The 14,696-nt window shown below is 56.9% G+C and carries 16 protein-coding genes; 4 read left to right on the top strand and 12 right to left on the bottom strand.

Going from position 1 to position 14,696, the window contains the following annotated elements:
• Positions 1-898 (top strand): hypothetical protein (locus ACIQ20_RS08535; RefSeq protein ID WP_395779331.1); only part of this gene is annotated, 898 nt, incomplete at its 5' end.
• A gap of 13 nt (positions 899-911) precedes the next feature.
• Here ACIQ20_RS08535 and ACIQ20_RS08530 read toward each other — a convergent pair.
• The 8 genes from ACIQ20_RS08530 to ACIQ20_RS08495 form a co-directional block, all read right to left on the bottom strand.
• The gene (locus ACIQ20_RS08530; protein WP_395779329.1) at positions 912-1,757 is read right to left on the bottom strand and encodes a phytoene/squalene synthase family protein; all 846 of its coding nucleotides are present in this window, start codon (positions 1,755-1,757) and stop codon (positions 912-914) included.
• Between the two features lie 63 nt (positions 1,758-1,820).
• A complete protein-coding gene (locus tag ACIQ20_RS08525) occupies positions 1,821-2,441 on the bottom strand; it encodes a urate hydroxylase PuuD (RefSeq protein ID WP_395779327.1) in 621 nt (206 codons plus the stop codon).
• A gap of 61 nt (positions 2,442-2,502) precedes the next feature.
• Positions 2,503-2,904 (bottom strand): Mth938-like domain-containing protein, encoded by a 402-nt coding sequence (locus ACIQ20_RS08520; RefSeq protein WP_395779325.1) that lies wholly within the window; start codon positions 2,902-2,904, stop codon positions 2,503-2,505.
• Positions 2,905-2,909: 5 nt separating this feature from the next.
• A complete protein-coding gene (secF, locus tag ACIQ20_RS08515) occupies positions 2,910-3,854 on the bottom strand; it encodes a protein translocase subunit SecF (RefSeq protein ID WP_395779323.1) in 945 nt (314 codons plus the stop codon).
• A gap of 11 nt (positions 3,855-3,865) precedes the next feature.
• On the bottom strand, positions 3,866-5,515 hold the full coding sequence (gene secD / locus ACIQ20_RS08510; RefSeq protein ID WP_395779321.1) for a protein translocase subunit SecD: 1,650 nt from the start codon (positions 5,513-5,515) through the stop codon (positions 3,866-3,868).
• Between the two features lie 59 nt (positions 5,516-5,574).
• Entirely contained in the window at positions 5,575-5,925 is a 351-nt protein-coding gene (gene yajC / locus ACIQ20_RS08505; protein WP_395779319.1) for a preprotein translocase subunit YajC, read from the bottom strand.
• Positions 5,926-6,112: 187 nt separating this feature from the next.
• Positions 6,113-6,664, bottom strand: a complete 552-nt coding sequence (locus ACIQ20_RS08500) for a histidine phosphatase family protein (protein WP_395779317.1) — start codon at positions 6,662-6,664, stop codon at positions 6,113-6,115.
• A gap of 25 nt (positions 6,665-6,689) precedes the next feature.
• Complete coding sequence (locus ACIQ20_RS08495; protein ID WP_395779315.1) at positions 6,690-7,271, bottom strand: VOC family protein; 582 nt, start codon at positions 7,269-7,271, stop codon at positions 6,690-6,692.
• 113 nt (positions 7,272-7,384) lie between these two features.
• Here ACIQ20_RS08495 and ACIQ20_RS08490 point away from each other — a divergent pair, with 113 nt between their 5' ends.
• On the top strand, positions 7,385-8,767 hold the full coding sequence (locus ACIQ20_RS08490) for an amidohydrolase (protein ID WP_395779313.1): 1,383 nt from the start codon (positions 7,385-7,387) through the stop codon (positions 8,765-8,767).
• Between the two features lie 9 nt (positions 8,768-8,776).
• On the opposite strand, the gene ACIQ20_RS08485 is transcribed toward ACIQ20_RS08490, so the two are convergent.
• The 4 genes from ACIQ20_RS08485 to miaA all read right to left on the bottom strand — a co-directional run bounded on the left by ACIQ20_RS08485 (position 8,777) and on the right by miaA (position 12,262).
• Entirely contained in the window at positions 8,777-9,532 is a 756-nt protein-coding gene (locus ACIQ20_RS08485; RefSeq protein WP_395779311.1) for a histidine phosphatase family protein, read from the bottom strand.
• On the bottom strand, positions 9,529-10,623 hold the full coding sequence (locus tag ACIQ20_RS08480) for a CaiB/BaiF CoA transferase family protein (RefSeq protein WP_395779309.1): 1,095 nt from the start codon (positions 10,621-10,623) through the stop codon (positions 9,529-9,531). Before ACIQ20_RS08480 ends, ACIQ20_RS08485 begins: the two co-directional genes overlap by 4 nt.
• Positions 10,624-10,718: 95 nt before the next feature.
• Positions 10,719-11,396 carry a class I SAM-dependent DNA methyltransferase gene (locus tag ACIQ20_RS08475; RefSeq protein ID WP_395779307.1) on the bottom strand — a complete coding sequence of 226 codons (678 nt, stop codon included), beginning with the start codon at positions 11,394-11,396 and terminating at the stop codon, positions 10,719-10,721.
• Entirely contained in the window at positions 11,393-12,262 is an 870-nt protein-coding gene (gene miaA, locus ACIQ20_RS08470; RefSeq protein WP_395779305.1) for a tRNA (adenosine(37)-N6)-dimethylallyltransferase MiaA, read from the bottom strand. The genes ACIQ20_RS08475 and miaA overlap by 4 nt, the downstream gene beginning before the upstream one ends.
• 70 nt (positions 12,263-12,332) lie before the next feature.
• On the opposite strand from miaA, the gene serB reads away from it, so the two are divergent.
• Both serB and ACIQ20_RS08460 read left to right on the top strand, forming a co-directional pair.
• Positions 12,333-13,196, top strand: coding sequence for a phosphoserine phosphatase SerB (gene serB, locus ACIQ20_RS08465; RefSeq protein ID WP_395779303.1), 864 nt, complete (start codon positions 12,333-12,335; stop codon positions 13,194-13,196).
• Between the two features lie 88 nt (positions 13,197-13,284).
• Entirely contained in the window at positions 13,285-14,679 is a 1,395-nt protein-coding gene (locus tag ACIQ20_RS08460; protein WP_395779301.1) for an alpha/beta fold hydrolase, read from the top strand.
• Positions 14,680-14,696: the final 17 nt, after the last annotated feature.

The raw sequence follows: 14,696 nt of genomic DNA, 5'->3' as shown, positions 1-14,696 counted from the left end.
AGCCACTGTGACCGGGACAGCCCTCTTTGCTATCAGCCTGTTCTTTACCTTGCTGTCTTTCCTCGCGCCCCTGGGTTATCCGTTTGACGCGGTGTCTAGCTATCGCTGGTACTGGACACTCTTGGCGTTAGCTGCTGGTCTATCGTGGGCGCTGGTACGTGGCCGGAATATGATGATTGCCTCAGCCTTGGTTGGCCTGATCAATCTGATCGTCGTTTTACCGTCGTTGGGTACCGCCCCTAAAGGGGGGCAGATTTCAAATGCGGTTGTGGCTTGGGCCAATGTTGCAGGTGATGACAAAGCGCTTGAAAAAGTGTTGCGTGAGGCAGAGCGCCAAAAAGCTAGCCTTGTCTTGATTGCCAAGGCTCCAGAAAGTATTTTGACCCTGCCGCAGGGCTGGAATGTGATCGAACGACCCAATTTTTCCGATCCGACCAGCATTGCCGTATTGTCGCGCGGGCGGTGGCAGTCATCAACCATCCCGGGTGAGCCAACGATTGTGCGCACTGCGGCAGGTGACTTAACCATCATCGCCACCCTGCCGCCGCCTTCAAATGGTGGGCAAGGGGTTGGTGCTGCTCGGGAGTCTCAGTTGAACCGTGCGGCGGTTCGTGCCGGCGACCAGGAAGGCCCGGTTGCCGTCGTGGGCGATTTTGGTGTTGCCCCGTGGGACGGAGCGATGAGCCAATTTGGAAAGTATGGCAACGTAACGCGGGTGCGGTGCGGCGGCTTTATGGGGGCAACAGTCATCAAAGCCTTTGGGCTCATCGGAATTGCCCATGATCATGCCTATGTGCGCGATGTGAAGGTTACACATTGCCGCTTGGGCGGACCACTCAATCGCGGCGGACATCGCGCGATCTATCTTTACCTCGCCCCCTTGGATGGTGCGAACTAGTCAGCGCAGCACGCTAAACACGTTGCCGCGCAACCGCCCATACAAGCCGCAGCTGGCGCTCTAATAAGCTGAGGCTAGCGACCTGCCGGAACGGGTCGTGGAGCGCTTGAAACGATTTGGCATAAGGCAAGCCCAGCGCAGCATAAGCCACAGCCGGGAAGGCCTGCCCAAAGGCCGCGGCACGGCATGCTTGGTTGGCATCTTTGTGTGCAGTCAGGACATGCGTGTAGGCCTGCTGCAGCCCATTCGCTAGCGCCGGGCTGGTCTTACCAGCAAAGGTCGCTTCCCTATCTAAGCCAGCTTGCGCTTCTACCGGCAGCCAAAGCTGACGCCGATGCGTCCAACGCGGCCATTGGGCCATCAGGTCACATAGGCGCCATACGATACCTGCTTGGCGGGCGACGCGGTCTAAGGGCGCGGAAATGGCTGGTGCACTCGCAATCAACAAGGCCAAGCGGTTAAAGTTTCCATAGGTCCGGTCGCCATGGTCGATGAGCTCAGCCCAAGTCTCAAATGGCACGTCGTCTTGCTCTGGCCCGAAGGCATCCACCAGGGCATCAAACCATGGCCGAGGCAGATTAAAGGCGCGGATTGTTTCAGCCAGCATTTGCGCGGTGGGTTGGGCGCGGACGGTCTTGCCCGTATAAATTTCATCCAGCGCCTCCCGCCACCATTGCAGGCGGATTGCAGCCAACATGGGCTCGGAGACTGCTTGACGCGCGCGGGCGACTTCATGGGTAAACAGGATCAGCGCGATCATGCCGGCGCGCGCCTCTGGTGCCAGAAAACTCGTCGCCAAGGTTTGGTCGGGCGCGACTTGGGCGGCTTGTTCAATCATATCTGCGCTAAGGGTGATCATCGCGGCTCCCATAGAAAAACGGCCCGCACGGAGGCGGGCCGCTTTCAGAGGATGGTTTGGGCTTTAGCCCCACATGGTTTGACGCATAGTCATGGCTACCAACATGGGCAGCGACAACAGCATATTGGTGCGCGAGAACAACATCGCGGTCCGCGCAGCCTTTGGCTTAGCTTCTGCTGGGGCTTCTACCAAGCCCAGAGCGATTTTCTGATTTGGCCAGATCACGAGCCACACGTTGAGGAACATGATGATGGCGAGCCACATGCCGATGCCGATGAACACACTGCCATCATCCAAGGCAAAGCCATGCGCAGCGTTCAAAGTCAGCGAAGAGACCAAATAGCCCCGCGCCCACGCAATCAGAATGCCGGTCACCAAAGTACCAACAGCTGCCCAACGGAACCAGAAAAGCGCTTCTGGCGCGATAAACTTGCCAATGGCTGGCTTCAGTTCATCGGGAATTTTCGGCATGGTGCGGATTTGTACGAAGTTGAAGTAATAGAGCAGGCCAATCCACAAGATGCCAAAAAACACGTGCAACCAGCGCATGGCAGCATGGCCCATCAATTCGTGCATATTGCCAGAAGTGTTGTTAGGCTGACCAGCGAAGACCGCGATCAAAAGGATAGCCAGCACCGTACTGACGATGAATGTGTTTCTGAAGTTAGAAAGAAGCGCGCCCATAGTTTCCCCTTTAAGTACGGATGGCTAGATTAAGCTCTATGTAGCCTATTTCCGCGCCATGTCACGTTACAGGTAACATTGCCACTGCAAAGTGACGGCCCTCTGTCGCTAAATGATTATAGGTGCGACAGGCCGCTGGCGTTGGCATGATCTCTAGGCCGATGCCGGCACCCCTTAGAATGTCGCGCAGGCCGACAGGCGGTGGTGCCATGTCCGGACCTGTTCCAAATAAGAGGAACTCAATCTGACCTTTCAGAGCTACGATCGGCGCAAAGTGTTCAGCCAAGGATGCGCCCGCCAGATCGGCCATCGTGAGCGGGCCCCAAGCCGAGGGCGTATCGGCTAAGATCAAGACCGAGCCTTCAATCCGCTTATCGCCTGTTTCCAGACCAAAGCGGAACCCGCCTGCACCATAGGCCGTGATCAGTGGACGACCTTTGCCTGTTGCGGGGACTAGCTGCATCGTGACTAGGGCCGCGCGTCCGCTTCGGTTCTGGCGGCCGCTTTCTCTGCGCCGCGCTTAGGTGGCCACAAGATCAGGACAGGTGCCGCGACATAGATCGACGAATAGGTACCGATAAACACGCCAAACAGCATGATCACGGTAAAGACCTGCATCGTCTCGCCGCCAACAACGGTGAGGCCCAATAGCGCGAGGAAGGTGGTCAAAGCCGTAATGATTGTGCGTGACAACGTCTCGTTGGTCGATAAGTCGATGATATCGCCGAAGGACATTTTCTTATATTTGCGCATGTTCTCGCGCATGCGGTCAAACACCACCACCGTATCGTTCATCGAATAGCCGATGATCGTCAAAAGCGCGGCAATGGTGGTGAGCGAAAAATCAAGCTGCGTGACCGACATAAAGCCCAAGGTCAAAATGATGTCGTGCGCCAAGGCCACAATGGAACCAAAGCCCATTTGCAATTCAAACCGCGACCAGATGTAGAGCACGACCAAAATAATCGCGATGCCCAAAGCCAAGGCCCCATTAGTGCCCAATTCTTCAGAGACCTTTGGCCCGACCACTTCAACGCGGGGGAATTTTACGCCGGGCATAATGGCGCGCAATTCGGCCTTTACGGAATCTACTGTTGCCGAGGCATCAGCCCCTTCAGGCGGCAAAAAGCGGATCATCGCTTGGTTTGGTTCTTGGAAGTCTTGCACGCCGACATCGCGCAAGTTCATATCGCCGACCCGTTCGCGCACTTGCGCCAGATTGATCGGCTTGTCCCAAACCGCTTCAACAACTGTGCCGCCCTTGAAGTCGATCCCGAAATTGAGGCCAAGGGTGAAGCAGGACACGAGCGAAGCGATGCACAGTACCACCGACACGACGGCAGCAGGAATCGAAAAACGAACAAACCCAAACTTAGTATTCTTGGGGATGAGCTTGATAAAGGGCCATTTCATGTTCGTATTCCTCAGATCGGCAGGCGCTTAGGTTTGGTCTGCCGATACCAGGCAGCGACCAAGACCTGCGTCATTAGGATGGCGGTAAAGAGCGACGTGATCACGCCAATAGATAGGGTCCAAGCAAAGCCGCGCACGGGGCCTGCACCAAAGTAGAAGAGGATCAACGCAGTCAACAAGGCCGTCACGTTCGCGTCCATCACGGTAACGATGGCGCGCTTAAAACCCGCATCAATTGCCAAAGCCGTCGACCTGCCCGCCAATTCCTCTTCGCGCATGCGTTCATAGATCAGCACGTTGGCGTCAACAGCGGCACCAATTGTCAGGATCAGACCAGCAATACCCGGCAGCGTTAGCGTCGCGCCCACTGCAGTCATCGCTGCCAAGATCAAGATCAGGTTTATCGTCAGCGCCAAGATTGCGATGCCGCCAAAGATAAAGCCATAGGCCAAGATCATGAAGACAACGATCAGTAACATGGCGATAACACCAGCAGTCGCGCCGGCATTGATCGAATCGCGGCCCAATTCAGGGCCAACTGTGCGTTGCTCCATAACTTTCAAGGGCGCAGGCAAAGCCCCTGCCCGCAACAAAGTCGCCAGCTCATTGGCGCTTTCGATTGTGAAGCTACCCGAAATCTGACCATTGCCACCCAGAATAGGTTCACGGATGGACGGTGCCGACAGGACCTTATCATCGAGAACAATTGCAAAGCGCTTGCCGACATTCTCCGTCGATGCGCGGGCAAACGCGCGTGCCCCTGCGCCATCAAATTGGAATGTCACTGCAGGCTCACCCGATTGTTGGTCAAAGCCCGGGTCTGCCTTGGTCAAATTATCGCCGGTCACCAAAGCGCGGCGACGGACGAGGACAAAGGGCTCGCCAGGTTGACCGGGTTGCTCCAAAAGCACAGAACCCGGAGGGATGCGTCCGGCAGCAGCTTCTGCGGGGGGGACGGTTTCATCCACCATTTGGAACGTCAAACGCGCGGTCTGGCCAACCAAGCGCTTCAGCTTTTCAGGATCGCTCTCGCCCGGGGCTTGCACCACAATGCGGTCGACCCCTTGGCGGGTGATGGCAGGTTCTTTGGTGCCGGTTTCATCGATCCGGCGACGAATAACTTCGATCGACTGGCTGACCGCGCGGCGGGTCATCGCCACTTTGGCTTCTTCAGTCAAACGAATTTCGATGACATTTCCGGGGGCAGCTTTGACATCAAGGTCATTACGCCCGGTGGGTCCTGTTAAGCCAATTACCGGGGAAGCAAGCGTTTGGATGCGCTTGATCGCTTCTTGGACGTCATCCGCGTTCTGGATTGTGACGCGTGCAACTTGGCCATCTGGCGTAAGGCCACGGCCTGCGAACAAAATCGGCGTTTTGGCGGCACCAAGTTCGCCGGGCCGCTTCTGGCCGCGCAATTCGCGCGCGAGGTCATCGGCGACGGTTTCCAAACGGGCCTTATAGACGACTTCGCTCTCCACCTCGAACATCAGATAAGAGCCGCCCTGAAGGTCAAGACCCAGATTGACAGTCTTGCTCGGCAAGAAGCTCGGCATCGAATCTCTTACCGATTGCGGCAGGGCATTCGGCAGGGCGAAAATCAAGCCCAAGAGGGAAACGATGATAACGGCGAGAACCCGCCAGCGCGCAACATGTAACACGTCTATCTAGCCCTTCGGCAGAAGCAGACCCTTTAAAGACGGGTCCGCACTGATCTCATTTAGGATTTAGCGTCATTGGCGACGACAGGCTCGCTTTTGCCTTGCACTTGGCTCACCGTCGACTTCACAACACGCACCGCGACATTTGGCGCGATTTCCACGGTCAGCTCGTCGTCAGCCACTTTGGTCACTTTACCAATGATGCCGCCCGAAGTGATCACGCTGTCGCCGCGACGGATCGCGCCCAACATTTCAGTATGCTGCTTCATACGCTTTTGCTGTGGACGGATCAGAAGAAAATAAAATACCACCAAAATCATCACGAGTGGCAAGAGTTGCATCATAATGACTTCTGGTCCTGCTGGGGCCGCAGCGCCGGCAGCTTGAGCATAAGCGGGGGTGGAAAACATAGGGACCTCAAAGTTTCTGACAGAAAGACAGAGTAGGCAGTTGAACAGTGCGCTGCAGGTGGGGACGCCTAACCCGAATGGCAAGGCAAACCGCAGCAAGGCGCGGGAGTTAGCATGCCAAAGACCTCTGCGGCAATGAAACTTGACACATTGCCGCGATCTCACGCCCTTGTGACAGGGCTAACATTTAGGTGAGGCGGATTGGGGCCTCTTCGCCGAGGCTTTCGACGGTCAAGACGCCTCCCGCGCTGCGCAAGATCGTGACCGATGCATGGCCGGGTTTGAAGCAGGTCACGGTGTCGGATTTGGTCGCCAGACCGACCGCTGCATTGATGGCGACAAAGTGCGAAAAAACTAAAGTGTCTTGGGTGAGCTCCAACAAAGCTTGGCCAATATGATCACGCCAGTCGCGCAGCCCCTGATCCACATGGCCATCCTGCCAAGAGCCGCTCATGACCGTTGTTAGCCAGTCGCGATGATCGGTCACATGGGCCGGGACCGGGATTTCAGCCACGCGCGGCTCAATGAGTGGGGTGAACCCCAAGGTAGCCGCGCTCGGCTGCGCCGTTTCCTGGCACCTTGCCAAGGGTGAGGTGATGAGATGCTTGGCACCCACCTCCTCTAAGCGGATGGCAGCAGCCTCAGCCTGCTTATGGCCAAGCTCTGATAGACCCGGATTGGGGTGGGCACCCCAAGTGGCGGCAGGCTCGGCATGACGCACGAGGTAGATTAGGGACATCGAAGCTGCTCCTGCAGGAAGAAATTTAAGTCTTTTGCGCTGCGTTTAGGGCTTTTTGCGCGGCGGTCCGTGCAGTCCAAGCGGCGATGATCTCAGCGGCATTGGCGGATTCTTCGGCCATAATCTCATCATGCTTGGGATCGCGGCAGGTGATTTCGACATTGATGCCATTAGGATCGTAAAAATAGATGGAGTGGACAAAATGATGGTCAATCGGGCCAAAGCAGGGGACGCCTGCTTGGTCCAGACGTTCTTTAAACGCCATCATGGTGGCGTGGCTTTCGGCTTCCATGGCAAAATGCAGGTCCATGCCCCATTTCATTTTGAATTTGCCGCTATGGGCCCCTTCAGGGACATCGAAGAACGCGACATAATTACCGTCACCCAATTCAAAGAACAGATGCATGTAAGGGATCGGACGGCCAGAGCCCGGCTCTTCTTCAAACACCAGTGCGGCTTTGAGCGGCAGGCCCAGAATATCTTCATAGAATTTACGCGTTTCTTCGGCGTCGCGACAGCGAAAAGCGCTATGATGGACGCCCTTTAACACCGGTGCTGGATTGATTGCTTTGGCTTTGTCAGCAGCTTCTGCAAAGTCGATCGCCATGGCCATTTCCCCGATACATTGTGTGTTTCAACTCAGTCTATCGCAGTTTTGGCGATGGACCAGTCATCGCACTGTCTTGGCTGGTTTAAAGGGCCAAGCATAAGGTTGACAGAATGTTGGTTCCACTTAACGATCTCGTGATGAAAAACCTCACCCCCACCCGCATCGCGAGCCTGTTCTTGGCTCTTTCCATGGTTTCAGCCGCGAAGGCTCCAGCGCCAATTTCGGCAGCCGAGATCAATGCGGCTTCTGACGCGATGGCGACCAAGGTGGTGGCATGGCGGCGCGATATTCATGAGCATCCAGAGCTTTCTAATCGCGAGTTTCGTACGGGCGCCTTGGTCGCCGCACATCTGAAGTCACTCGGGCTTGAAGTGCGGGAAAATGTGGCCAAGACAGGGGTTGTCGCCGTCCTGCGGGGAGGTCGCCCCGGCCCTGTTGTCGCCTTGCGCGCTGATATGGATGCTTTGCCCGTGTTAGAAGCCACGGGCTTGCCCTTTGCCTCCAAAGCCGTGGGCGAATATCTCGGCAATAAGGTCCCCGTAGCCCATGCCTGTGGCCATGACGCCCATACCGCCATGCTGATGGGGGCGGCAGAAGTTCTCACCAAAATGAAGGCCCGGATCCCCGGGACCATCGTCTTTATCTTCCAGCCCGCCGAAGAGGGGGCACCTCCGGGCGAAAAGGGCGGTGCGTCGCTGATGATTGAAGAAGGTGCGCTACAAAACCCAGCGCCATCGGCGATTTTCGGTCTGCATGTCTTCCCGGGTCCACCAGGTACGATCCACTATCGTCCGGGTGGCTTTATGGCGGCCTCGGATAAGTTCCAAGTCTTCATCAAAGGCAAGCAGACCCATGGTGCCGCACCGTGGGCCGGGATCGACATCATGTCGCTGCAAGCTGCCATCATCCAAGACTTCAACCGCTTAGCGGCTCGCACCGTCGATGTAACGGCGACACCGACTGTTATCACGACTGCCATGGTTCATGGTGGCGTGCGCTACAACATCATTCCAGAGGCGCTGGAAATGGGCGGCACATTGCGTACCTTTGACAATGCCCAGCGCCAAGACATTAAGAATAAGATGGAAAAAACGGTAGTGTCGCTCGCCGCCGCCTATGGAGCCGAAGCCAAGATCGCGTTTAATAGCGGCGACCCATATGGCGGCAATAATGTCACCTTTAACGACCCGAATTTAGCGCGGGCTACCCAGGCCGCTTTGGAAGAAGCAGCCGGAGCAGGCAAGGTCAACATCAACCGTCCGCCCATCACTGGCGCAGAAGATTTTGCAGACTATCAAGCCGTGATTCCGGGCGTGTTCTATCATTTGGGGGTCAGCAAAGCTGGCGTGCCAGCATCGGAATGGACCGTCAATCATGCACCCAATTTCGACACCAATGAAGACGTCCTGCCCATCGGGGTCCGCACTCATGTGATGACGGCTATTCGCTATCTGGAACGCGGTGTGCCAGCAGTGCGTACGCCGGGGGATTGAGGGGGGGCGCTAGCCCTCCACCTCATCCTCAAGCTCTGGCGCGGTAAAGATCGCCTCAAAGCTGGTTTGGTGCATGCCTGCTTTCAGCCAGCCATAGGGCGTGACATTGGTGGCCTTGATGATGCGGCGCTCTATCCGGCTGATTGGGTTGTCGCCCTCTTCAGGTACGAGATCAAAGTCGAGCACATTGACGCAGGCCAAGTCCTGTTCAAACGGCAGCGAAGCCGACGGCCCTGCCCCGCACATCCAACCCAGCAACAGCCGGTTAATGCCTTCATGGGCGACAACCAGCGCGCTGCTCCACCCCGGACGATGAAGAAGAGCCTCAATCGAGGCGACAGCGCGCGCATAGGCATCGGCAAACAGTTCGCCGCCTTCAAAGAAGGTTGCCCCTTCTTGGCCTGCCTGCTCGAACGTGAAGGTCAAATAGGCGCTCAATTCCTCGCGTGTTGCAAACGGGATGAACTTGCCGGAGTGGAGTTCCGTTAGGCCGGGCTCGTCTTCTAACACGGGTGGCGAGGCGTGCTGGGACAGCACAATCTCTGCCGTCTCGCGGGTACGTCGCAGGCCAGAACAGATCGCTATATCCAAGGGCACATGGGCAAAGGCCGCCGCCGCCGCTTTGGCCTGTTCTTTGCCGAGTGGCGTCAAACGCGCAATGGTGGGGTCTTGGGACTTCACCACTTCGCGTGAGCCATAATCAACATGGCCGTGCCGCATCAGATAAATCCGACGCCGCCCAGTCGTTCCTTCCAAAGCGCTCATCCAGAGATACCCCAGTCGGCCAGAATGTCTTGGCTATGCTGGCCGGGCTTTGGCGCGACCGAGCGAATGGTGCCGGGTGTTTTGGAGAAGCGAGGTGCAGGAGCAGGCTGAGTAACGCCTTCGACTTCCACAAAAGTCTGGCGCGCCACATTGTGGGGATGCTGTGCAGCCTCTTCCCAACTCAACACAGGCGCAAAGCACACGTCGGTGCCTTCCATGATAGCCGTCCATTCACCGCGTGTCTTCGACTTGAAAATGGCGGCGATCTTTTCCGACAAAACCGGCCAATTGGCGCGATCAAACTGGTTTTGGAAGGCAGGGTCTGTGATTTCGGCCTGTTGCAAAAGAAGCGCGTAGAATTGCGGTTCGATCGAGCCAATCGACACCCATTTGCCGTCGCTGGTCTCATAGCAATCATAGAAATGTGCGCCACCGTCGAGCAAGTTTGCATCGCGCTTGTCCTGCCACATGCCGCTGGCGCGCATGCCCCAGAACATCGACGTCAGAGAGGCTGCGCCATCAGTCATCGCTACGTCGATCACTTGGCCTTCACCCGTAGCCCGGGCATGGATGACACCAGCCAGAAGGCCAAAAGCGAGATAAAGCGCGCCACCGCCGTAATCGCCAATCAGATTGAGCGGGGGTGCAGGTGGCTCCCCCTGCCGTCCGGTTGCCCATAGGGCTCCAGTCAACGCGATATAATTGAGGTCGTGGCCGGCGGCCTTTGCCAAGGGTCCAAACTGGCCCCAGCCGGTCATGCGGCCATAAACAAGCTTGGGGTTGCGCGCCAAGACGACATCGGGTCCAAGGCCCAGCTTTTCCAAAACGCCGGGGCGATAGCCCTCCAGCATGGCATCGGCCTGTTCCAACAGCTTCAGGCAGGTTTCAACATCGTCTGGGTTTTTAAGATCCAGGCTGATCGAGCGACGACCACGCCCCGTTACGTCCTTGGCCCCACCACCGGAGCGCGAGCGTGGGCCATCAATGCGGATGACGTCTGCCCCCAAGTCGGACAACAACATGCCGCAAAAAGGTCCTGGACCGATTGCTTCAAACTCGACGACTTTGACGCCACTTAATGGACCTGACATGGCTTTCCCCTTGAGCTATTGGTTGGCGGCCCTTTACGAACCTTTGGCGTTTGTGTTGCGACAATGTGGGGAAAAGCGCAATGGCCAAAGCCACTTCAGGCAGGGGATAAAGTCCAGTCCACGACCCATGGCCAATCCAGGCCACGACCCAGGATCTTAGCCGGCGCATCGGTGCCGAAGTCGCGCGCTTGCCATTCCTTTAAGCCAGTGACGCGCAGGCCTGCCTGATCAAAGGCTTCCAACCAGTCCTGAAATGGATGAGCAAAAGCAGGCATGGTGATTTCCTCACCCGCGGCGGTTTTGAAGTGGGCCGATATGCCGTTTAAAGACAAGAAGGGATGAATTTCGATAATCTTGATCATACCACCGGTCCGCAACAGGCGACGAGCTTCTTGCAAGGGTGGCACCAAGTCTGCGACATGTTCCAGCGTCAGCGAGAACAGAACAAAATCCACACTCTGATCGGGCAGCGCAATCGGCGCACTCATGTCCGCTTGAAATAGGGTCCAATCGCCATCCCGTTTGCGCGCTTCAGCTAACATGGCCGAGGAAAAATCAAAGCCGATCAGATTTGACGCCCCGCGCGCTGCCAAAGCAGCCAGATTGCGCCCCGTGCCACAACCAAACTCCAAAATTGTCTTTTGCGCGAGAGAAATCGGTGCTTGGCTAAGGGCATAGCCAGCCGCATAGACCATCGGGTTGTCATAGCCGTCATAGCTGGGTGCCCACACATCATAGGCCGCGGCGACATCCAAGGTCTTGGCTTCACTCATACGGGGATGACCTTCCAATCCGCCGCGCGGTTGCGAATCCAGGTCATTTGCCGCTTGGCATAATGGCGGCTGTCGAGGATGGAGCGCGATATGGCTTCGTCATAGCCGCATTGCTCCTCAAAGAAATCAATCAGCCCGGGCATGCCGACAGCCTTCATCACCGGCAAATCCGGCTCCAGCCTGCGCTGGTAGAGTGCATGGGCTTCATTGAGGCCGCCATCTTCCATCATGGCCTCAAAGCGCGCTTCGATGCGGGCATAAAGGACTTCGCGGTCTGGCATCAGCGCAATACCCTCCCACGTGCCCTGTGCCAAAACCGGGGGCTGGGGATCTTGGTGCCAGTCGGACAACGGCCTGCCTGTAGCTTCAAAAACCTCTAAGGCGCGCGCAATCCGCACCGCGTCCTTGGGTTCAATCTTCCGGGCAGCTTTGGGGTCGACTTGTAACAAGCGCGCATGGGCAGCGCGTGGATCCGCGCCAACCAGTCTGCGAGTCGAAGCGCGCACGTCTGGTGGTACCGTTGGGGTTGGTACGAGCCCTTGTGTCAAAGCATGCGCATAAAGACCTGTGCCGCCCACGAGAATGGGTCTGCGACCGCGCGCTTGAATATCAGCAATGGCGGCTTCGGCTTCTGCCAGCCAGGCCCCTGTTGAGTAAGCGACGGCTCCATCGATATGGCCGAACAAATGATGCGGTACATCGCCTATTTCGGCCACGCTGGGCCTTGCCGTCAAAATCTCAAGATCTGCATAGACTTGCATCGAGTCCATGTTGATGACTTCGCCATTTTGCTTGATAGCAGCATCAATGGCATAGGCGGTCTTGCCCGAAGCCGTGGGGCCGAGAATAAGGAGGGCAGTTTGCATGGCCTGCCTCTAGCCCAAGTTCCGGCATACCGCCAATAGTCTGATGCGAATAAGCTGAATGGAGTTCCAAGTGCCTTCTCTGATCCTCGTAAGCCCCACTGGCGAAAAAGTCCTTGAAGAAGCCGTGGCGCGGATCGAAGCCCTGTGGGGCGAGCTTTCGCTGAAGACGATTGAACCGGGCGAAGCCTTGCATTTGAGCTCTGTCGATGGCGATACCAAGGAGGCGGTTTCTTGGCTGGATGGGCTGCCGCTCGATATTTCCTCAAGGCCACCAGAACGTATGGGCCTTTTGGTCGCTGATATGGACTCCACCATCATTGGCTGCGAATGCCTCGACGAATTGGCTGATTTTGCCAATAAGAAGGCTGCAGTCTCAGCCATCACCGAACGGGCGATGGCAGGCGAGCTTGATTTTGAAGGCGCCCTGACCGAGCGGGTGGCGATGCTGACCGGGCTGGAGCTGACCGCGCTACAGGCCTGTTACGAAGCACGTGTGGACCTGAATCCCGGTGCCGAAGTCTTTGTAAAAACCATGGTGCACTTAGGCGCGCATTGCGCTTTGGTCTCTGGAGGCTTTAGCTTCTTTACCAGCCGCGTTGCTGCCCGCGCAGGCTTTCACACCAATCGCGCCAATCAATTACTGGATGATGGTACCTGCTTGACTGGTAAAGTCGGCCTGCCGATCCTTGGCAAGGAAGCCAAGTTGGCCGCCTTGAGTGAAGATGCGGCACGCCTAAACCTCGATCTTTCCCAAACCCTTGCGATTGGGGATGGTGCCAATGATCTGATGATGATTGAAGCGGCGGGCCTTGGTATCGCGTATCGCGCCAAGCCAATCGTGGCCGCTCAAGCCCCTGCACGAATTGAGCATGGAACATTAGAAAGCGCCCTCTTCTTCCAAGGCATTCCACGCAGCGCATTCGTGGCTGTCTGAAGGCACGGGGAACCTTACCTCGAATTCATTTGAGTTGACCGCCCATTCCCCCTTAGGATGAGCGCGGGATCTAAGGGAGGGCGAGACGATGACGCGTAGCTTTTTAGTGGCGACAGCCATGCTGTCAGGGACTTTGATTGGCGGCTCGGCCTTTGCCAACCAAAGTGGTGCCACGCAGTCGCCCGCAGAATTGACCCGGCGCGCCGCCCTAGGTGTCGCGCTTGAAAACACCAGCGACGGGCAAAAGGTGACCTTGGTTACGCCGCAAATGACGGCGGCTTTGGCCGGTGTGGAACCCGGCGACATCATCTTAAGCGTCAATGGTCAGCCGACAAAAACTAATATGGAACTTGTCGCAGCGGCTGGGCTTTTGCGCTCTGGCGATACGACAGTGCTGACCCTTAAGCGCGGCAAAGCAACCAAGACCGTCACAGCCAAAGCCACCGCCCGACCCTTGGAGTCCATTCCCGGTGCGGATGTGCGCTACGGCACCGTTTCTTTCAAAGAAGGTCGATTGCGTGACATTCTGGTGACCCCGAAGACTGCGGCACCGGCAGCCCCTGTTGTCTTTTTGATCCAAGGCTATGGCTGCGGCAGTGTCGAAGGCCCACCCAATCATCCCTATCACCTCTTGGCCAAGACTTTGGCAGAAGCCGGCATTGGCTCATATCGGATTGAAAAGCTCGGTATGGGTGACAGCGTCACATCCACACCCTGCCTGAAAACCGACTTTGCTTTGGAAATGGAGGGGTTTGAGGCCGCTTACCAAGCCTTGATCAAGGATCGCGGTGTCAGCCCTGATCGTATCATCATCCTCGGCCATTCCATGGGTGGGATTCAAGCGCCACTAATTGCCGCCAAAGGGCCCGCGCCGCGCGGCGTGATGGTCTATGGCACCGCCCTGCGCAATTGGCAGGACTATATGCAAGAGCTGTTTGCCATGCAGGGCTTCTTGTCCGCTGGGGCCGACCCCGCAGACGCGGAACAGGCGGCGAAGGCCTTTAGGCCTTTGATGCAACGCATTTTCAATGAAGATGTCAGCCTTAAAACCATTGCGAATGAAAACCCCAATCATGAAGCCATGTTGCGCAGTGCTTTTGATTGGGATGGGGACGACTTAATCCTCGGGCGCAACCTTGCCTATTGGCGTGGGGTGGCTGCGCAAGACACAGTAGCCGCTTGGCGCGATACCAAGGCGCCGGTTCTGGCCATTTATGGCGAGGCGGACTTTGCGGCCATAGATGAGCGCGACCACAAGAGAATTGTCGAGGTCGTCAACTTTTATCGTCCGGGCACCGCGACCTATCGCTTTTTGCCCCTCACTGGCCATGGCTTTGATGTACAAGCAAGCCGAGATGACGTGCGCGCAGCTAATCAGGCAGGCAAGCCAGTGACTGTCGCGCCCTATAATCCGGAGCTTACCAAAATGATGGCGGCTTGGATCAGTGCTTTACCCGCCAAAGGGCAGACCGCGGCCAACTAATCGGACCATATGGTCGG

The organism is Aquidulcibacter sp. (assembly GCF_044346625.1).
Lineage (GTDB): Bacteria > Pseudomonadota > Alphaproteobacteria > Caulobacterales > Aquidulcibacteraceae > Aquidulcibacter.
Note: the sequence above shows the minus strand (reverse complement) of the source record. Positions and strands in the feature narration are given on the sequence as shown.